The organism is Mesorhizobium sp. NZP2298 (assembly GCF_013170825.1).
Taxonomy (GTDB): domain Bacteria; phylum Pseudomonadota; class Alphaproteobacteria; order Rhizobiales; family Rhizobiaceae; genus Mesorhizobium.
On the sequence record NZ_CP033365.1, the window covers coordinates 3,984,529 to 4,001,214 of the forward strand.

Annotated in this window: 19 protein-coding genes; 14 read left to right on the forward strand and 5 right to left on the reverse strand. The window is 63.1% G+C overall.

The features are described 5' to 3' along the window. Nucleotides 1–28 precede the first annotated feature (28 nt). The 6 genes from EB231_RS19265 (at nt 29) to recJ (ending at nt 5,486) form a co-directional block, all read left to right on the forward strand. Complete coding sequence (locus EB231_RS19265; RefSeq protein WP_172350260.1) at nt 29–1,342, forward strand: homoserine dehydrogenase; 1,314 nt, start codon at nt 29–31, stop codon at nt 1,340–1,342. 89 nt (nt 1,343–1,431) lie between these two features. Then, nucleotides 1,432–1,791, forward strand: a complete 360-nt coding sequence (locus EB231_RS19270; protein ID WP_172350261.1) for a hypothetical protein — start codon at nt 1,432–1,434, stop codon at nt 1,789–1,791. 71 nt (nt 1,792–1,862) lie between these two features. Then, entirely contained in the window at nt 1,863–2,030 is a 168-nt protein-coding gene (locus EB231_RS19275; protein ID WP_081295122.1) for a Thivi_2564 family membrane protein, read from the forward strand. A gap of 202 nt (nt 2,031–2,232) precedes the next feature. Then, nucleotides 2,233–3,216, forward strand: a complete 984-nt coding sequence (gene glpX / locus EB231_RS19280) for a class II fructose-bisphosphatase (RefSeq protein ID WP_140773201.1) — start codon at nt 2,233–2,235, stop codon at nt 3,214–3,216. A gap of 73 nt (nt 3,217–3,289) precedes the next feature. After that, complete coding sequence (locus tag EB231_RS19285; RefSeq protein ID WP_172350262.1) at nt 3,290–3,514, forward strand: DUF6434 domain-containing protein; 225 nt, start codon at nt 3,290–3,292, stop codon at nt 3,512–3,514. A 190-nt stretch (nt 3,515–3,704) separates the two neighbouring features. Further along, on the forward strand, nt 3,705–5,486 hold the full coding sequence (gene recJ, locus EB231_RS19290; RefSeq protein ID WP_172350263.1) for a single-stranded-DNA-specific exonuclease RecJ: 1,782 nt from the start codon (nt 3,705–3,707) through the stop codon (nt 5,484–5,486). A 10-nt stretch (nt 5,487–5,496) separates the two neighbouring features. Here recJ and EB231_RS19295 read toward each other — a convergent pair whose 3' ends face one another. The 3 genes from EB231_RS19295 to folE form a co-directional block, all read right to left on the reverse strand. Next, nucleotides 5,497–6,468 (reverse strand): patatin family protein, encoded by a 972-nt coding sequence (locus EB231_RS19295; RefSeq protein ID WP_172350264.1) that lies wholly within the window; start codon nt 6,466–6,468, stop codon nt 5,497–5,499. A gap of 84 nt (nt 6,469–6,552) precedes the next feature. Beyond that, the gene (gene hisI, locus EB231_RS19300) at nt 6,553–7,011 is read right to left on the reverse strand and encodes a phosphoribosyl-AMP cyclohydrolase (protein WP_172352965.1); all 459 of its coding nucleotides are present in this window, start codon (nt 7,009–7,011) and stop codon (nt 6,553–6,555) included. Between the two features lie 105 nt (nt 7,012–7,116). Then, on the reverse strand, nt 7,117–7,752 hold the full coding sequence (gene folE / locus EB231_RS19305) for a GTP cyclohydrolase I FolE (RefSeq protein ID WP_056572284.1): 636 nt from the start codon (nt 7,750–7,752) through the stop codon (nt 7,117–7,119). Between the two features lie 240 nt (nt 7,753–7,992). Here folE and EB231_RS19310 point away from each other — a divergent pair, with 240 nt between their 5' ends. Further along, nucleotides 7,993–8,439 carry an iron-sulfur cluster assembly scaffold protein gene (locus tag EB231_RS19310; protein WP_056572283.1) on the forward strand — a complete coding sequence of 149 codons (447 nt, stop codon included), beginning with the start codon at nt 7,993–7,995 and terminating at the stop codon, nt 8,437–8,439. On the opposite strand, the gene EB231_RS19315 is transcribed toward EB231_RS19310, so the two are convergent. Further along, nucleotides 8,436–9,353, reverse strand: coding sequence for a LysR substrate-binding domain-containing protein (locus EB231_RS19315; RefSeq protein WP_172350265.1), 918 nt, complete (start codon nt 9,351–9,353; stop codon nt 8,436–8,438). The two genes, EB231_RS19310 and EB231_RS19315, sit on opposite strands and share 4 nt — an antisense overlap. A gap of 90 nt (nt 9,354–9,443) precedes the next feature. Here EB231_RS19315 and EB231_RS19320 point away from each other — a divergent pair, with 90 nt between their 5' ends. The 5 genes from EB231_RS19320 to EB231_RS19340 all read left to right on the forward strand — a co-directional run bounded on the left by EB231_RS19320 (nt 9,444) and on the right by EB231_RS19340 (nt 14,174). Then, on the forward strand, nt 9,444–9,602 hold the full coding sequence (locus EB231_RS19320) for a hypothetical protein (RefSeq protein ID WP_172350266.1): 159 nt from the start codon (nt 9,444–9,446) through the stop codon (nt 9,600–9,602). 84 nt (nt 9,603–9,686) lie between these two features. Further along, a complete protein-coding gene (gene yidD / locus EB231_RS19325; RefSeq protein WP_172350267.1) occupies nt 9,687–10,061 on the forward strand; it encodes a membrane protein insertion efficiency factor YidD in 375 nt (124 codons plus the stop codon). Nucleotides 10,062–10,199: 138 nt separating this feature from the next. Next, on the forward strand, nt 10,200–11,018 hold the full coding sequence (blaOXA, locus tag EB231_RS19330) for a class D beta-lactamase (RefSeq protein WP_172350268.1): 819 nt from the start codon (nt 10,200–10,202) through the stop codon (nt 11,016–11,018). Nucleotides 11,019–11,167: 149 nt separating this feature from the next. Beyond that, nucleotides 11,168–13,144, forward strand: a complete 1,977-nt coding sequence (thrS, locus tag EB231_RS19335; RefSeq protein WP_172350269.1) for a threonine--tRNA ligase — start codon at nt 11,168–11,170, stop codon at nt 13,142–13,144. Nucleotides 13,145–13,229: 85 nt separating this feature from the next. After that, entirely contained in the window at nt 13,230–14,174 is a 945-nt protein-coding gene (locus EB231_RS19340; protein ID WP_172350270.1) for a lysophospholipid acyltransferase family protein, read from the forward strand. 24 nt (nt 14,175–14,198) lie between these two features. Here the strand turns inward: EB231_RS19340 and EB231_RS19345 are convergent, their stop codons facing one another. Beyond that, the gene (locus tag EB231_RS19345) at nt 14,199–15,161 is read right to left on the reverse strand and encodes a hypothetical protein (protein ID WP_172350271.1); all 963 of its coding nucleotides are present in this window, start codon (nt 15,159–15,161) and stop codon (nt 14,199–14,201) included. Between the two features lie 154 nt (nt 15,162–15,315). Between EB231_RS19345 and EB231_RS19350 the strand changes: the two genes are divergently transcribed. Continuing rightward, a complete protein-coding gene (locus tag EB231_RS19350; protein ID WP_172350272.1) occupies nt 15,316–15,900 on the forward strand; it encodes a nitroreductase family protein in 585 nt (194 codons plus the stop codon). Further along, complete coding sequence (locus tag EB231_RS19355; protein ID WP_172350273.1) at nt 15,901–16,509, forward strand: flavin reductase family protein; 609 nt, start codon at nt 15,901–15,903, stop codon at nt 16,507–16,509. It abuts the gene before it with no gap. Nucleotides 16,510–16,686 lie beyond the last annotated feature (177 nt).

Genomic DNA, 16,686 nt, shown 5'->3' on the forward strand with positions numbered 1-16,686 from the left:
CGATCTGATTTGAGGGACGTCGCCTTCCATGGCTGAAGCACTGCGTGTTGGAATTGCCGGCCTCGGTACGGTCGGTGCATCGGTGGCACGTGTGCTGCGCGACAAGGCAGCGGAACTGACCCGGCAATGCGGGCGCGACATCATCGTCGCAGCGGTTTCGGCGCGCGACCCGAAGCGCGACCGTGGCATCGATGTCCGTTCCGCAAAATGGTTCGACGATCCGGTGAAGATGGCGCAGACAGCCGAGATCGACGTGTTCATCGAATTGATCGGCGGCGACGAGGGGCCGGCACGTCTGTCGGTGAAGGCGGCGCTCGAAGCCGGCCGCCATGTCGTCACCGCCAACAAGGCCCTGCTCGCCAAGCATGGCGTGGCGCTGGCCGAGATCGCCGAGAAGAAGGGCGTGCTGCTCAACTACGAGGCGGCGGTGGCGGGCGGCATTCCCGTCATCAAGACGATGCGCGAGGCGATGGCCGGCAACTCGGTCACCCGCGTGTTCGGCATTCTCAACGGCACCTGCAACTACATCCTGACCCGCATGGAGGCCGAGGGCATATCGTTCGATGCCTGCCTGAAGGATGCGCAGCGGCTGGGTTACGCCGAGGCCGATCCGACCTTCGACATCGAAGGCCATGACACCGCGCACAAGCTGTCGATCCTGACCAGCCTTGCCTTCGGCACCAAGATCGCCGCCAGCGACATCTATATGGAAGGCATCTCCAACATCACCCAGGCCGACATCCGTGCCGCCGGCGACCTCGGCTACAGGATCAAGCTGCTGGGCGTTGCCCAGCGCACCGAAAGCGGGATCGAGCAGCGCGTGCATCCGACCATGGTGCCGACCGCCTCCGTCATCGCGCAGGTGCATGGCGTCACCAACGCGGTGGCGATCGAAACCGACATCCTCGGCGAACTGCTGCTTTCAGGCCCCGGCGCCGGCGGCAACGCCACCGCGTCGGCCGTCATCGGCGACATCGCCGACATCGCCAAGAGCCGGCCGGGCTTCCAGCATGGCCCGGTCTTCGGTCGGCCGGCAAAGGAGTTGAGGCCCTACAAGAAGGCGCAGATGCGCAGCCATGCCGGCGGCTATTTCATCCGGCTGACCGTGCATGACCGCATCGGCGTGTTCGCCGCGATCGCCAAACGCATGGCCGACAACGATATTTCGCTGGAATCGATCGTCCAGCATGCGGTCAGCGGCGAGGCTGCGGCACAGAAGACGGTGATCCTCGTCACCCACGAGACCACCGAGGCCGCCGTGCGCAAGGCCGTCGACGGCATCACCAAGGACGGTCACCTGACCGACAAGCCGCAGGTCATCCGCATCGAGCGGGCAGGGTAGCTTCGCCCCCACCGTCGATCAGCCGGGATCAACCGGAACGAATCCGTGCCGGCGCCGTTCTCTTGGTCAGCAACCAAGGGAGCCGCTCCATGGCCGATACCAACAAATCCGACACCCCTCACATCGACGACATCCAGAAAACGCTGGAAAAGCAGATCGCCGAACTGCGCAAGGAGATCACCAAGATCAACAAGAGTATTTCGGCGCGGGGCGCGGAAATGCTCGACGATGCCAGCGAGCAGGCTTCGGATTTCTACGAGACGGCCGCGGCGCGTGCTTCACGCACGGCACAGCAATTGCGCACTCAGGCCCAGGCGGTTTCGGAAGTGGCGCGCGAAAACCCTGGCACCACGACCGCATTGGTCGGCGTGATCGGTCTGCTCGGCTTTCTGGCCGGTATTGCGGTCGGCCAGTCGTTGAACAACGACACCTCGCGCCGCTGGTATTGACCGCGTCGACATCGAGCCGGCGTTGCCGGTTCGTTTCGCGGTTTCTCAGGTAATCATTTTAGGAGGGCACCATGGCTTCATCCGTGCTGATCGGCATTCTGATCACATTTCTCGTCATCATCCTTGTTCTTTATCTGGTGCAGCGCCTGCCTCTCGATGCCCGGATGCGGCAGATCGTGCAGATCATCGTCATCATCATCGGCATCATTTCGCTGCTCAAATACCTCGCGGTTTTCTAGATCCCGGCGTTGTCTCTTTGCGTCCTCAAGCGCGGCCCGGCTGTTCCCAGCCGGGCCCCAATCTTGTTCGGAATAAGGTTCAATCGATTGATATTGCTTATCTTTCGATAAAACTCGCGGCAGGTCTTGCCGTTGTCATGCTCGTTTGACAAAACAAGCCCGGCTCCGGCGGGAGGTGGCATGCAAACGAGGATCTGCCGAAATGAATGTGGCCCAGAACATTGTCGCCGGACTTGACCGGATACTCACCATGGAACTGGTGCGCGTCACCGAAAGGGCCGCGGTCGCGGCCGCCAGGCTGCGTGGGCGCGGCGACGAGAAGGCGGCAGACCAGGTCGCTGTCGACGCCATGCGCCAGGAGCTCAACCGTCTTGCCATCAAGGGCACTGTGGTGATCGGCGAGGGAGAACGGGACGAGGCGCCGATGCTCTATATCGGCGAGGAGGTCGGCACCGGCAAAGGCCCGGCCGTCGATATCGCCCTTGATCCGCTTGAGGGTACGACGATCTGCGCCAAGAACCTTCCGAACGCGCTTGCCGTCATCGCGATCGCCGAGAAGGGTAGTCTGCTGTTCGCGCCCGACGTCTATATGGACAAGATCGCCATTGGTCCGGGTTATGCCGAAGGCGTCATCGATCTCGATGCATCGCCGGCCGAAAACATTGCCAGCCTGGCCCGGGCCAAGGGCGTCGCGGTGTCCGACATCACCACCTGCATCCTCGACCGGCCGCGCCACGCCAAGCTGATCGACGCCGTGCGTGCCACGGGTGCCGCGATCCGGCTGATCGGTGACGGCGATGTCGCCGGCGTCATCCACACCACTGATCCGGACGAAACCGGTATCGATATCTATCTCGGCACGGGGGGCGCGCCCGAGGGCGTGCTGGCAGCGGCCGCACTGCGCTGCACCGGCGGCCAGATGCAGGGCCGGCTGATCCTCGATACTCCGGAGAAGGTCGCCCGCGCGGCGAAGATGGGCATTTCCGATCCGAAGCGGATCTACCATGCCGAAGACATGGCGCGCGGCGATGTGCTGTTCGCGGCCACCGGCGTGACCGACGGCAATATGCTGGCCGGCGTCAAGTTCGGCGGCACATACATCACCACGCATACGATCGTCTTGCGCTCGTCGTCGCGAACCGTGCGGGAGATCAAGGCCCGGCACCAGGATCTGGATAAGTTCTAGACCGGCTTGCGAGGGCGGATCGCAGTTGTTAGCCATTGGCTACATCCGAACCCTGGCCACGCAAGGACCGACGATGAAAGTGTTCGACTGGCACGGGGATCCGATTTCGCGTGCCACGCCCATCACGAAGTCCTACCGCAACACCCAGAATGTGCGCCGCTTTTTCATCCGCGAATGCGGCGATACGTTCAGGTTCGATCGGCCTTTCATGGCCTGGCTCAAGAACGATCGGGAAAAGACAATGGGGGATGCAGCCGAGGAATGGGTCCGACGCCAGGCTGAAAAGCGGAAAGCGTAGTTATTCTTGAATTCTCCCGCGACGCCTACCGCCACGAACCGCATGGCTTTGCCCGCCTTTGGCCTTAAAGCCCGTCGCGTTCACGCGACGCTCCTTAGGCCGTTGTTTGTGCATGTCGTCATCCCAAAACCGCTGCACACTTTTGGGCGACATGCATTATCCTGCGGCCAATTATGAGTTGGCAAAGCGCATGATGGGCGACAGGCGCCTCTTCCTCGATGTCAGGCAGTCGGCTACCGGTCTCTCCTGGGAGCATCGGCTGACCGAGCGACAGGACATGATCGCGCTTGCCATCGCGCAAGGCCATGGCGTGCCCGACATCGTCGCACGTGTCCTTGCCGGACGCGGTGTTACCGCCGAGCAAACCGAGCGGTTCCTCGATCCGACGATCCGCGACCTGTTGCCGAATCCGGCCTCGCTGACCGACATGGACAAGGCCGCCACCCGCATCGCGGCGGCGGTGATGGCGAGGGAAAAGGTGGCGATCTTCGGCGACTACGATGTCGACGGCGCGGCCTCGTCAGCCTTGCTGAAGCGGTTTCTGACACATTTCTCGGTGCCATCGGAAATCTATATTCCGGACCGTATTTTCGAGGGTTACGGCCCCAATCCCGATGCCATGCGCGAACTCGTCTCGCGCGGCGCCACGCTGATCGTCACCGTCGATTGCGGCACCAACAGTGCCATTTCCGTCGACGCGGCCAATGCCGCCGGAGCCGATGTCGTCGTGCTCGACCACCATCAGGTGGGTGGCGCCTTGCCGGCCGCGATTGCCGTCGTCAATCCAAACCGCGACGACGATCTTTCCGGTCAGGGTCATCTCTGCGCCGCTGGTGTCGTGTTCCTTGCCCTGGTGCAGACGGCAAAGGTCCTGCGTGGCTTGACCGAGACCACGCCACCGGATCTGCTTTCCATGCTCGATCTCGTTGCATTGGCCACCGTGTGCGACGTGGTGCCGCTGACCGGGGTCAACCGTGCCTTCGTCGTCAAAGGGCTGCAAGTGGCGCGCCAGCAGAAGAATGAAGGGCTTGCCGCATTGGCACGGGTTTCTCGCATCGGCGAACCGATCGGCACCTTTCATCTTGCCTATCTGATCGGGCCGCGCATCAACGCCGGCGGACGCATCGGCGATGCGGCCCTTGGCAGCCGGCTGCTTGCGACAGACGATCCGGTCGAGGGGCGAACCATCGCCGAGACGCTGGACCGGTTGAACCAGGAGCGGCAGCTGATGGAGCAGGAGATGCTTGCGGCAGCCCGCGCCGAAGCCGATGCCGAGCTTGCCGGCGGCAATGGCCCGGCCATCGTCGTCACCGCCAGCAACAACTGGCATCCCGGCATTGTCGGCCTGCTCGCTTCACGACTGAAGGATCATGCCCGGCGGCCGGCTTTCGCCATCGCATTCAACGCTGTGGGCATTGGTACCGGTTCGGGCCGTTCGGTGTCGGGCTTCGACCTCGGCCGGCTGGTGCGCGAAGCCGCCGATGCCGGCTTGATCGTCAAGGGCGGCGGCCATGGCATGGCGGCCGGTATCACCGTGGAGCGCGCCAGGCTCGGCGAACTCAGGGCGTTTTTCGAGGAGCGCGCGGCCGCCGACGTGTTTCGGCTGCAGGACGAGGAAAGCCTGGCAATCGACGGCGCGCTTGCCGCCGAAGGCGCGACGCTCAGCCTGCTCGACGCGCTGGAAAAGGCCGGCCCCTTCGGCGCCGGCCATGTCGCACCGGTTTTCGCGCTGCCACGCCATCGGCTGGCCGACGCCCGGCCGGTCGGCACCAACCATATCCGCGCCGAATTGCAGTCGGAGAGCGGCGGCCGAATCCAGGGGATCGCCTTTCGCGCGGTCGACACCGCACTTGGCGAATTCCTGTTCAAGAACCGGGGCAAGACGGTGCATGTCGCCGGCTCGCTGTCGGGCAATTACTGGAATGGCAACCGCACCGTGCAGTTCCGCATCATCGACGCGGCGCGGGCGTGAGGGCGGCTGGCTAAGCCAAAACCGTCTGCAGCCGGCTCAGTTCGCCGATCTGCGCCATCGTCGCCTGGTAGCCGAGCTGGATCGCCTCGTCGGCACGATGGAACTCGGTCAGGCCGATATGGCTGAGCTTGGGCTGCAGCGACATGTCGGGCGGATCGCCGGCAAGCCTGGCGCGCGAGATGCGGTCCTGGATGATGTTGAAGGCTTCGACCATGACGCCGGTGATGCCGAGGCGGGTCTGATGCGACGGGTGGTCGGGGTCCGAGTGACCGGCGCGCGACGCGTCCTTTTCGACAACCAGTTCGCCGGCGCTGTGCTTTATCACCGCGGCGCGGCCGAACAGGTCGTAGTGAAGATTGACCGCCACGACGAGGGGCTGTTCGTAGGCGCGGCAGACCGACACCGGAACCGGATTGACCAGCGCGCCGTCGACCAGCACCCGGCCGTTGCAATTCACCGGCTCGAACACGCCAGGCAGTGCGTAGGACGCGCGCATGGCCGTGATCAACGAGCCGCTCGACACCCAGATTTCGTGGCCGGTGCGGATTTCCGACGCGACACAGACAAACGGCTTGGGCAGATCCTCGAAACGAACGCCCGCCACATGCTCACGCAGGCGGGCGTCGAGCTTCATGCCGCCGAACAGGCCGCTGCCGCGCAGATTGAGATCGAGCAGGCCGAAAATGCGCCGCTTGGTGAGGCTGCGGGCGAACTCTTCCAGCTCGTCGAGTTTGCCGGCGAGATAACAGCCGCCGACCAGTGCGCCGATGGATGTGCCGGCTATCATCGAAACTTCGATACCGGCTTCGTCGAGTGCACGGAGCACGCCGATATGGGCCCAGCCACGGGCGCAGCCGCCACCCAATGCCAGCGAGATGCCTGTCTTCTTTTCGGGTTTTGGTTGGGGTGCGCCGCCGGACGAGGAGAGGCCGTTGGCTTCTCGAACGTCTGATCTGTTACGCAATGACGCCCACTCGAGCATCATGATCTCCCTTGTCCCACATCCTTTGTATCAGAAGGATGTTTGAGAATAGTGAACATGAGTGGTTTGTGAATATGGAATGGTTCACATAGGCTTCCGATACGTCTTTTCCGCATCGAACAGCGGTTTGCTGCCGTCGTCGACAAGCGTCCCCTTGCCGTCGACCAACCCCACCGTCCGATAAAAGCATGAACGCCGGCCGGTGTGACAGGTTGCGTCGTGGCCCAACACTTTCACGTGCAGCCACAATGCATCCTGATCGCAATCGGTGCGCATCTCGACGACATGCTGGAAATTGCCCGAGGTTTCCCCCTTCTTCCAAAGCGCGTTACGCGAGCGCGACCAGTAATGGGCGATCCCCGTTTCCAATGTCAGCGCGAGCGCTTGCGCATTCATATGGGCGACCATCAGCAGCATGCCGTCTTCTGCATCGGTGACGACCACCGTGACAAGACCGGCCGCGTCGAAGCGCGGCGAGAACACCGCGCCTTCTTCGAGAGCCTTCTTGTCTGACGGAGCTTCGGGAAATTCCAGTGCCGACATCGCCGGTGCATTTTCCTGTTTGACCATGATCTCTGGACAAACGTTTTCGTTTGTCCGCGAAAACCGGTTTTCCGAGATCATGGTTGGGCTATGCCGGTGCCGGGCTTACGCCCCGCCGCCGCGTACCATGGTGACAAAACGAACCTGCTCTTCGGGCGTATCCTTGAAGACGCCGGTGAAGGTGGAGGTGAGTGTGGTAGAACCCTGCTTGCGGATGCCGCGCATGGCCATGCACATGTGCTCGGCCTCGATCATCACGGCGACGCCGCGAGGGTTGAGCACGTCCTGGATGACGCCAGCGATCTGCGCGGTCAGCGCTTCCTGTGTTTGCAGGCGATGGGCGAAGATATCGACGACGCGCGCGATCTTGGACAGGCCGACAACCTTGCCGTCCGGCAGGTAACCGACATGGGCCTTGCCGATGATCGGCACCATGTGGTGCTCGCAATGCGAATGGAACTGGATGTCCTTGACGATGACGAGATCGTCGTAGCCGGCGACCTCCTCGAAGGTGCGGCCGAGTTCCTCTGCCGGGCACATGTCGTAGCCACCGAACATCTCGCGGTAGGCCTTGGCCACGCGCTTGGGGGTGTCGATCAGCCCTTCGCGATCCGGATTGTCGCCGGTCCAACGCAGCAAGGTGCGCACCGCGGCCTCGACCTCGGCTTCGCTCGGCCGGTCGGTGACCGGCTTTTCCATATAAGCGGACTGGGGCATGAATTTCTTGATGACGGCATCCATAAAAGGCGTCTCCCGTAGTTCCTCTCCAAGGAGGAACGAGTTGAACGGACCACGACCTTTCGGTGTCGGAAACTCGCCCCGTTTCCAGCCCCGTAAGCGGCGTGAACTCCCCGGCCAGGACAGCGGCGCTCATCGCCTTGTCGTTACCGGACTGCCAGCATTATATAAGGTCGTAGCGAGCGAAAGGAAGACGCAGCAGCGGCAATCGCTGTTCGCTTGGCGGCGACGGATTGGAAAATTATGATCAACGACGTCTACAACGCGAAAATTCTCGGCTTTGCCGGAAACATCGAACGCATCGGCCGGCTCGACCACCCCGACGCGACCGCCAAGGCGCATTCCAAACTGTGTGGCTCGACCGTTACCGTCGACCTCAAGATGGAAGACGGCGTGGTCACCGACTTCGCCCATGACGTGAAGGCCTGCGCGCTCGGCCAGGCATCGTCCTCGATCATGGCGCGGCATGTCGTCGGCGCGAGTGCCGAGGAATTGCGCGCGGTGCGCGACACCATGCTGAAGATGCTGAAGGAGAATGGCGAGCCGCCGCAAGGACGCTTTGCCGACCTGAGGTACCTGGAGCCGGTGCGCGACTACAAGGCGCGCCATGCCTCGACCATGCTGACCTTCGACGCCGTGGTCGACGCCATCGGCCAGATCGAGAAGAAGCGCGCCGAAGAAGCGGCTTAGGCCTGCTCCTGCAGCTTGTGTCTGCTTTCTGCAAACTCGCCTCTTAACCAGTCGGCGAATGCGGCGGCCGGCTCCGACAGATCGCTCAGATTCCTGGCCACCAGCCAGTAGGCGCCCGACGCGACGTCGATGTCGAACGGCTTGATCAGCGCTCCGGATGCGACTTCCCCGCCGATCTGCAAGAGATCACCCAGCGCCACGCCATGCCCGAGCAGCGCGGCCTGCTTTGACAGCGAGGCATCCGCCAGCATCGGACCTCGCGCCGGCACGGCGTCGGCGGGCACGCCGGCGGCCTCGAACCAGCGCGCCCAGCCCTGGCGGTTTTCCTCGTGCAGAAGCGTGTAGCGGGCAAGGTCGATCGGCTTCTCGAGGGCAGGGCCCGAGGCGAGCAGCGCCGGCGACAGAACCGGGGAATCGACCGTTGAGGCAAGCCGCTCGGCCTGGCTGCGGGGCCACGAGGTGGCATGGGCGCTGAAGCGCAAGGCAAGTTCGGGCTGATCGCCGCGGAAATCGATCAGCCTTGGATCAACTTCCAGGGACACGTCGATATCGGGCCGCAATTGGCGGAATCGGTTGAGCCGGGGCACCAGCCATACGGATGCAAGCGACGGCTCGACACTGACACGAACCAGGGACTGTGCGGGGACAGCCACCAGTTCCGACAGCAGCCGGTCGATATCGTCAAAGCTTCTGACCAGTTGGGCGAGCAGCCGGCGACCGGTATCGGTCAGTTCGACACGGCGATGATGGCGTTCGAACAGAGGCTGGCGCAGGAAGGTCTCAAGCTCGCGGATCTGCCGGCTGATCGCCGCCTGGGAGACGAAAAGTTCCTCGGCGGCCCGGCTGAAACTCAGATGCCGCCCCGCCGCCTCGAAACTCCTCAATGCCGTCAACGGCAAGCGTCCGCGCTTCATTCGCATAACCCAGGATTATCCGAAGTGGAAATTATACTCGTTTGAAGGCCAAGGCCAGCGGCGGTCTAATCGCGTCAAAGGAGACCGACCATGAACCAGTTCCTCGACATCTTCGGCGATGTGATGCGGATCGCGACGTTCCAATGGCGTGACGAAAGGCGGCATACAAAGTGCGGCCAGGAGCTGATCCGCCCCGACCGCTGGGTGCCTCCGGTTGACCGGCAGCCGTTTCGCCGCTTCCGCCCATGACCGCACAGTGGACAACGGGTGGGGATTGCGTTCTCCCGGCGAAGCTCACATCTATCGCGGGAAGAACGCGACACGGAGATTGCGGTGCACGACCCGCATGGGCATGCCCACACTGCCAGGCCGCCGGGACGCGGCCGCAACTGGCCCGGCCCGTGGCGCAAGACGCCTGGCCGTCTCTTCGGCACGTCGCTCGTGCGCCTCTACCAACTGACGCTGTCCGGCTTTGTCGGCAATTCCTGCCGGCATCTGCCGACCTGTTCCGAATACGCGCATGAGGCGATCGCCCGCCATGGCCTGTGGGCCGGTGGCTGGATGGGCCTTTTTCGCGTGCTGCGTTGCGGGCCCTTCGGCACGCACGGCGTCGATTTGGTGCCGGAAGTGCTGGCGGATCGTTATGTCTGGTTCATGCCCTGGCGGTACTGGCGGATCGGCCGCAAGCGCGCCGAAACGAAGGCATGACCGCGCCGTCTCGGGCGCGCATGTTTACGATCCGGTAGGGTTAACGCAAGCCTGCACAAAGACTGCGCATTTGAGACAAAATCGAGACAAGAGACCTCGCTAAGCCCGCTCGCGAACACCCTTCTGGAGCGAGCATCAATGCGTAACATCGACCGTCTTCCCTTTATCCTGGCCGGAGTCCTGTTCCTGCTCGCCTGGCTGCTGGGGTTCCCGATGCGCGCGCAATCGGCGCCGCTTGGGGATGTGCACTGCACGCTGATCGCCGATGCGGCGACCGGCAAGACGCTTTACCAGGACGGGATCTGCGACCAGCGGTTCAGCCCGGCCTCGACGTTCAAGGTGCCGCTTTCGCTGATCGGCTACGACGCTGGTATCCTGAACGACGAGCACACGCCGACCTGGGATTACAAACCCGAATTCAATGCGGTGAAGCGTGACCAGAAGACCGTCGATCCGGTGATCTGGGAACGCGATTCGATCATCTGGTATTCCCGGGAGATCACCCGCCGGCTGGGCGGCGAGAAATTTGCCGGCTATGTATCGAAGCTCAACTATGGCAATGCCGACGTTTCAGGCAATCCCGGCAAGGATGACGGGCTCACGCGTTCCTGGGTCAACTCCTCGCTCAAGATCACGCCGGTTGAACAAGTTGCCTTCCTGCGGCAGTTGCTCGCTGGCAAGATGCCCGTATCGGCGAAGGCGCATGAGATGACACGCGCAATCATACCAAGCTTCAAGGCTGGCGGTTGGGCCGTTCAGGGCAAGACCGGCAGCACGAGGCTCGGCGAGGGCGGCAAGGACAAGCGCTCGCTCGGTTGGTTTGTCGGTTGGGCCCGGAAAGACGGACGCCAGATCGTGTTCGCCCGGCTGGTTGTCGACACCAATCGGACTGACATGCCGAAAGGGTTGGCGACCAGGGCTGCGTTCCTCAAGGATCTGCCGCAACTGATGAAGTAGGCTGGGCTTTACGGCGGCGGCATCTGCCCATAAAAGACTGCCGCCGCCGGACGCCTCCGGCCAACCTGATGCAGGTCGCAGCCGCAAGGCGCCGGTGACCTGCATTTTACCACCCGCGCTCGTTTGCGGGACTGGATAGGAGATACATGATGCTGAATTCCGTTTCCCTGACATTCCCCGATGGCTCCGTCCGCGACTACGACGCGGCGATGACCGGTGCCGGCCTCGCCGAATCGATCTCGAAGTCGCTGGCCAAGAAGGCCGTCGCCTATGCCATCGACGGCACCGTGCGCGACCTCAGCGACCCGCTCGGCAAATCCGGCAAGGTCGAGATCATCACTCGCGACGATGCGCGCGCTCTTGAGCTTATCCGTCACGACACCGCCCATGTGCTGGCGGAAGCCGTGCAGGAATTGTGGCCGGGAACGCAGGTGACCATCGGGCCGGTGATCGAGAACGGATTCTATTACGACTTCGCCCGCAACGAGCCGTTCACGCCGGACGATTTTCCGGTGATCGAGAAGAAGATGCGCGAGATCATCGCGCGCAACAAGCCGTTCACCAAGGAGGTCTGGTCGCGCGACAGGGCCAAGAAGGTGTTCGCCGACAAGGGCGAGCGCTACAAGCTCGAGCTGATCGACGCCATTCCCGAGGATCAGGATCTCAAGATCTACGCCCAGGGCGACTGGTTCGATCTCTGCCGCGGCCCGCACATGGCTTCGACCGGCCAGATCGGCAATGCCTTCAAGCTGATGAAGGTGGCCGGCGCCTATTGGCGTGGCGATTCGAACAACCCGATGCTGACGCGCATCTATGGCACGGCCTGGGCAGACCAGGCGCAGCTTGATGCCTACCAGATGATGCTGGAGGAGGCCGAGAAGCGCGACCATCGCAAGCTTGGCCGCGAGATGGACCTGTTCCATTTCCAGGAAGAGGGGCCGGGCGTCGTCTTCTGGCATGCCAAGGGCTGGAAGATGTTCCAGAACCTGGTCAACTACATGCGCCGCCGGCTCGACGAGCAGGGCTACCAGGAGGTCAACGCTCCGCAGGTGCTCGACAAGAGCCTGTGGGAAACGTCAGGCCACTGGGGCTGGTATCGTGACGCCATGTTCAAGGTGACGGTTGCCGGCGACGACACCGACGACGATCGCGTTTTCGCGTTGAAGCCGATGAACTGCCCGGGCCATGTGCAGATTTTCAAGCATGGGTTGAAGTCCTATCGAGATCTGCCCGTAAAACTTGCCGAATTCGGCAATGTGCATCGCTACGAACCATCAGGGGCGCTGCACGGGCTGATGCGCGTGCGCGGCTTCACGCAGGACGATGCGCACATCTTCTGCACCGAGGAGCAACTGGCGTCGGAATGCCTGCGCATCAACGACCTGATCCTGTCGACCTATGCCGATTTCGGCTTCGACGAGATCAGCGTGAAGCTGTCGACGCGGCCGGACAAGCGTGTCGGCACCGACGAGGCGTGGGACCACGCCGAGGCGATCATGAGCAGCGTGCTGGAGACGATCAGGACCAGATCCGGCAATCGGATCAAGACTTCGATCAATCCGGGCGAGGGCGCCTTCTACGGGCCGAAGTTCGAATATGTGCTGAAGGATGCCATCGGCCGCGAATGGCAGTGCGGCACGACGCAGGTCGACTTCAACCTGCCGGAACGCTTCGGCGCCTTCTACATCGGCTCTGATTCGGAGAAGAAGCAGCCCGTCATGGTGCACCGCGCCATCTGCGGCTCGATGGAGCGCTTCCTCGGCATCCTGATCGAGAACTATTCCGGTCACTTCCCGCTGTGGTTCGCGCCGCTGCAGGTGGTGGTGGCGACGATCACGTCCGACGCCGACGGCTATGCGACCGAGGTGGTGGCAAAACTCAAGGCCGCAGGGCTGTCGGCCGAGGCCGACCTGCGCAACGAGAAGATCAACTACAAGGTCCGCGAACACAGCCTGGCCAAGGTTCCGGTCATCCTCGTCTGCGGCAAGCGCGAGGCGGAAGAGCAGACGGTCAACATGCGCCGGCTTGGATCGCGTGATCAGGAGTCGCTGGGCCTTGCCCAGGCAATCGATCGGCTGACCGAAGAAGCGATCACGCCCGATCGCCGGCGCAAGCGCGCCGCCTGATTTGAGCAGCATCCCTGATGGTGGCGGTGGAGCGATCCACCGCCATTTTCATATCCCTGTCACGCCGATCTTGTAACGAGCCCCTATGCTCAAGCTGAAATTGCGCGAACGGTCCTTTCCCGAACTTTCCTACGCCAATCCGCACCAGCCGGTGCTGGCGCGGTGGTTCATTCATTCCGTCGAAGGCCTTTCCGGCCGCGATCGCTTTGCGGCGCTCTACGATTTCTGGCGCCGAGAGGTCGTACCGACCGGCGAGCGCGTGTTCAGCCGCATGCTCGACCTGATCGATGTCGGCGTGCGAACCGCCGATCAATGGCCGCCCGCACAATTGCCCGATACGCCGCTGGTGATCGTTGCCAACCATCCCTTCGGCATTGGCGACGGCATTGCGGTACTCTCACTGGCCGAGCAGCTCGGGCGGCCCTTCCGGGTGATGATCCACAAGGATCTGCTCAGGATTCGCGAGATGGAGCCCTATTCGCTGCCCATCGACTTTTCCGAGACCAAGGAAGCGCTGAAGAACAATATGGCGGTGCGCCATGAAGCGGTGCGGCTGCTCAAGGAAGGTGTCACCATCGTGGTGTTCCCGGCCGGCGGCGTTGCCACCGCGCCGAAAGGGTTCGGCCGGGCGCGCGACCTGCCGTGGAAGATGTTTCCCGCCCGCCTCGTCCAGGAAGCGAAGGCGTCGGTCGTTCCCATGCATTTTTCCGGGCAGAACGGCAGGCTGTTCCATCTGGTCAGCGGGCCCATGAACATGGCCGAGCGCGACGGCCGGGTGGCCAAATTCGTCGGCAAGGCCTCGCTGACATTGCGCACGTCGCTGCTCATCCGCGAATTCGCACGACTGTCCGGAAAGGCGATCGACGTGCGCGTCGGCGATGTGCTGAGCTGGAGTGAACTGGAGCCGCTGCGCGACCGCAAGGCATTGCTCGACCGTCTCTACCGCGGTGTGTTCGACTTGGCGCCACAGCTGCCGCGCCGCCGGATTCCCTTCCTGCCGGCGCGGACAAAGCTAAAGCTGGCGGCCTGAAATCGGGGAATAGGCCGTAAAAGGCTAATCCGCGCCTTCTTCCGGATCCATCGCCGCCGCCTCGGTCGCCAGGACCTCGATCTCCTGGTTCTGTCCGGCCACGACCGTGAAATCCTTCTGGTAGATGCGGTCGCGGTTCTTGGCGATGATGGTGTAGTCGCCCTCGGCAAGCACCATCGAGGCGAAGGCGCCGACTGTCTCCTTGATCGGATCGCCGGATTCGTTGAGCAGCGACCAGGACGTGTCTGCGATCGCTTCACCGCCCGTTTCGCGCACCAGCTTCATCGTGATCTCAGCGGCGTGATGCTCAACGGTGGCCTCGGTCAGCTTGCCGGCCTCGACGCGGATGTCGGATCGGATCACCGCGTTGACCGCGCCATAGGTCGAGACGACGTGGTAGATGCCGGCATTGAGCCGCACGACGCTGTTGGGCTCGACATCGGGAATGATCAGCGCGCGGTCGCCATTGGCCTCGGCGGTGCCCTCATAGATCGAGAAGCGCAGTTTTTTCGGGGGAATGCGCACACCGCCGGACAGAACCGCGTCGAGCTTCAGGCCACCGGCGTCGAGCACCAGGCTTTCCCGCTTGGCTTCCTTGCCGACAGTGATGCGCTTGGTGGCGCCGGCGCGGCCATAGGAGGCATGGACCAGATAGCTGCCGGGCTCGAGCTGGAAGACGGCACTGCCGCCATGGGCGGAGGCGACCATCGGCAATTTGCCGTTGACGGGTTCGGGCTTGAAGACACGCCAGACGAGGCCACGGGTGATGTCGGTGCCCTTGTCGGTCAGCTGGGCCGACAAAGTGATGGCGCCACCGCCGCCAAGCGCCAGCGGGGCTTCGGTCCTGGGCGTCGCATAGCTCGAAATCCCGGGGAGTTTCAGGTCGCTGACGCCGTCCTTTTCCTGCGCGGCAGCCAAGGAGACCGGCAGCAGGAACAGCGCGGCGCAGAGCCAAACCAGGAAAAGACGCAGTCGCCCCTCAAACATGCCTTGCGTTGAAGCCCATGGCGGTGGCAATTTCAAGGCTTAAGAGTCCGATCCACGACTCTTCAGCCCGGCGCTCGCGCGCCTTTGCCCGAGCCGCCCGAATTCCCGATGGTGCGCTTCAGCTCAAAACAGAGTGTCTAGGAGACTTGCGCCCATGGCGTCGCCGATCATCGACTTCCTGCTGACCCGAAATTCAGCACCGATTCCGGACCTCAAGGAGCCGGCGCCCAGTGACGCCGATATCGCGACGATGATCGCCGCCGCAACGCGCGTGCCTGACCATGGCCGGCTCGAGCCCTGGCGCTTCATCCTCTATCGCGGCGATGTCCGTATCGAGATCGGCAGGAAGCTCGCGGAGCTCGCCGAACAGCGGGAAGGGTCGTTGCCCGAGGGGCGCCGCAACCAGGAGCTGGCGCGCTTTTCCCGGGCGCCGCTGGTGATCGGCGTGGTGTCGGTGCCGAAAGAGAATCCCAAGATCCCGCAATGGGAAATGTTCCTGTCCGGCGGCATGGCGGCGATGAACCTGATAATCGCGGCCAATGCGCTGGGCTTTGGCACCAACATGATCAGCAACTGGTATTCCGACGTGCCCGAGGGCAGGGCGATCCTCGGACTGGCGCCGCAGGAGCGCGTCGTCGGTTTCATCCATATCGGCTCTTATGCCGGCCGGGCGCCGGAGCGGCCACGGCCCGACCCGGCCAAGCTCTACGCCGATTACTCAGGACCCTGGGCGGGCTGAATGTTCTACGAGCCGTCCAAGGGGCATGGGCTGCCGCACGATCCGTCGAAGGCGATCGTGGCGCCGCGCCCGATCGGCTGGATATCGACGCTGAACAAGGCGGGCGAGATCAATCTCGCGCCATACTCCTTCTTCAATGCGGTTTCGACACGGCCTTTCATCGTCTGGTTCTCGTCGGAAGGAGAGAAGGACAGCGCCTCCTTTGCCCAGGAGACTGGCGAGTTCGTCGCCAACCTTGTCAGCCGCGATCTTGCGGAGAAGATGAACTACACATCCGTCAACGCGCCGCCTGGCGTCAACGAGTTCGTCTATGCCGATCTCGCCATGGCGCCTTCGCGTCTCGTCAGGCCGCCCCGTGTGGCGGCAGCGCCTGCCGCGCTGGAATGCCGGGTGACGGAAGTCTTCCGTCCAAGGGCGTTGGACGGAACGCCAACCAGCGCTGTCGTGGTCGCCGGCGAGGTGGTTGGCGTGCACATTGACGATGCCTTCCTGAAAGACGGCCTGTTCGACATCGCCAAGGCCGGGAATGTGGCTCGTCTCGGTTACATGGATTACGCCAGCGTCAATGAGGTCTTTTCGATGCGCCGGCCACGCTGGGGCAAGGAGTAGGCTCCAGGCTGGCCGTTCAGCGGGCCTTGACGGGGTTCATTTTCCGTCGGGCTGTCGTGACGGCTCTGATATAGCCGGGATCTCCGATCCGAATGCTTCCGTCGGGAAGGCCGAGTATGCGGTCAAGAGCGATCTCGTAGAGCTTGACGCGTTTCCCCAGGACTTCGATCGCGACCT

What these genes read in the sequence shown, in the direction of transcription:
- EB231_RS19315 (WP_172350265.1), bottom strand. Translation starts at nt 9,353, where the DNA reads ATGAAGCGCGGACGCTTGCCGTTGACGGCATTGAGGAGTTTCGAGGCG.
- EB231_RS19265 (WP_172350260.1), top strand. Translation starts at nt 29, where the DNA reads ATGGCTGAAGCACTGCGTGTTGGAATTGCCGGCCTCGGTACGGTCGGT.
- EB231_RS19285 (WP_172350262.1), top strand. Translation starts at nt 3,290, where the DNA reads ATGAAAGTGTTCGACTGGCACGGGGATCCGATTTCGCGTGCCACGCCC.
- folE (WP_056572284.1), bottom strand. Translation starts at nt 7,752, where the DNA reads ATGGATGCCGTCATCAAGAAATTCATGCCCCAGTCCGCTTATATGGAA.
- recJ (WP_172350263.1), top strand. Translation starts at nt 3,705, where the DNA reads ATGATGGGCGACAGGCGCCTCTTCCTCGATGTCAGGCAGTCGGCTACC.
- EB231_RS19275 (WP_081295122.1), top strand. Translation starts at nt 1,863, where the DNA reads ATGGCTTCATCCGTGCTGATCGGCATTCTGATCACATTTCTCGTCATC.
- thrS (WP_172350269.1), top strand. Translation starts at nt 11,168, where the DNA reads ATGCTGAATTCCGTTTCCCTGACATTCCCCGATGGCTCCGTCCGCGAC.
- EB231_RS19295 (WP_172350264.1), bottom strand. Translation starts at nt 6,468, where the DNA reads ATGCTCGAGTGGGCGTCATTGCGTAACAGATCAGACGTTCGAGAAGCC.
- EB231_RS19270 (WP_172350261.1), top strand. Translation starts at nt 1,432, where the DNA reads ATGGCCGATACCAACAAATCCGACACCCCTCACATCGACGACATCCAG.
- hisI (WP_172352965.1), bottom strand. Translation starts at nt 7,011, where the DNA reads ATGTCGGCACTGGAATTTCCCGAAGCTCCGTCAGACAAGAAGGCTCTC.
- EB231_RS19320 (WP_172350266.1), top strand. Translation starts at nt 9,444, where the DNA reads ATGAACCAGTTCCTCGACATCTTCGGCGATGTGATGCGGATCGCGACG.
- blaOXA (WP_172350268.1), top strand. Translation starts at nt 10,200, where the DNA reads ATGCGTAACATCGACCGTCTTCCCTTTATCCTGGCCGGAGTCCTGTTC.
- EB231_RS19340 (WP_172350270.1), top strand. Translation starts at nt 13,230, where the DNA reads ATGCTCAAGCTGAAATTGCGCGAACGGTCCTTTCCCGAACTTTCCTAC.
- EB231_RS19310 (WP_056572283.1), top strand. Translation starts at nt 7,993, where the DNA reads ATGATCAACGACGTCTACAACGCGAAAATTCTCGGCTTTGCCGGAAAC.
- EB231_RS19355 (WP_172350273.1), top strand. Translation starts at nt 15,901, where the DNA reads ATGTTCTACGAGCCGTCCAAGGGGCATGGGCTGCCGCACGATCCGTCG.
- EB231_RS19345 (WP_172350271.1), bottom strand. Translation starts at nt 15,161, where the DNA reads ATGTTTGAGGGGCGACTGCGTCTTTTCCTGGTTTGGCTCTGCGCCGCG.
- EB231_RS19350 (WP_172350272.1), top strand. Translation starts at nt 15,316, where the DNA reads ATGGCGTCGCCGATCATCGACTTCCTGCTGACCCGAAATTCAGCACCG.
- glpX (WP_140773201.1), top strand. Translation starts at nt 2,233, where the DNA reads ATGAATGTGGCCCAGAACATTGTCGCCGGACTTGACCGGATACTCACC.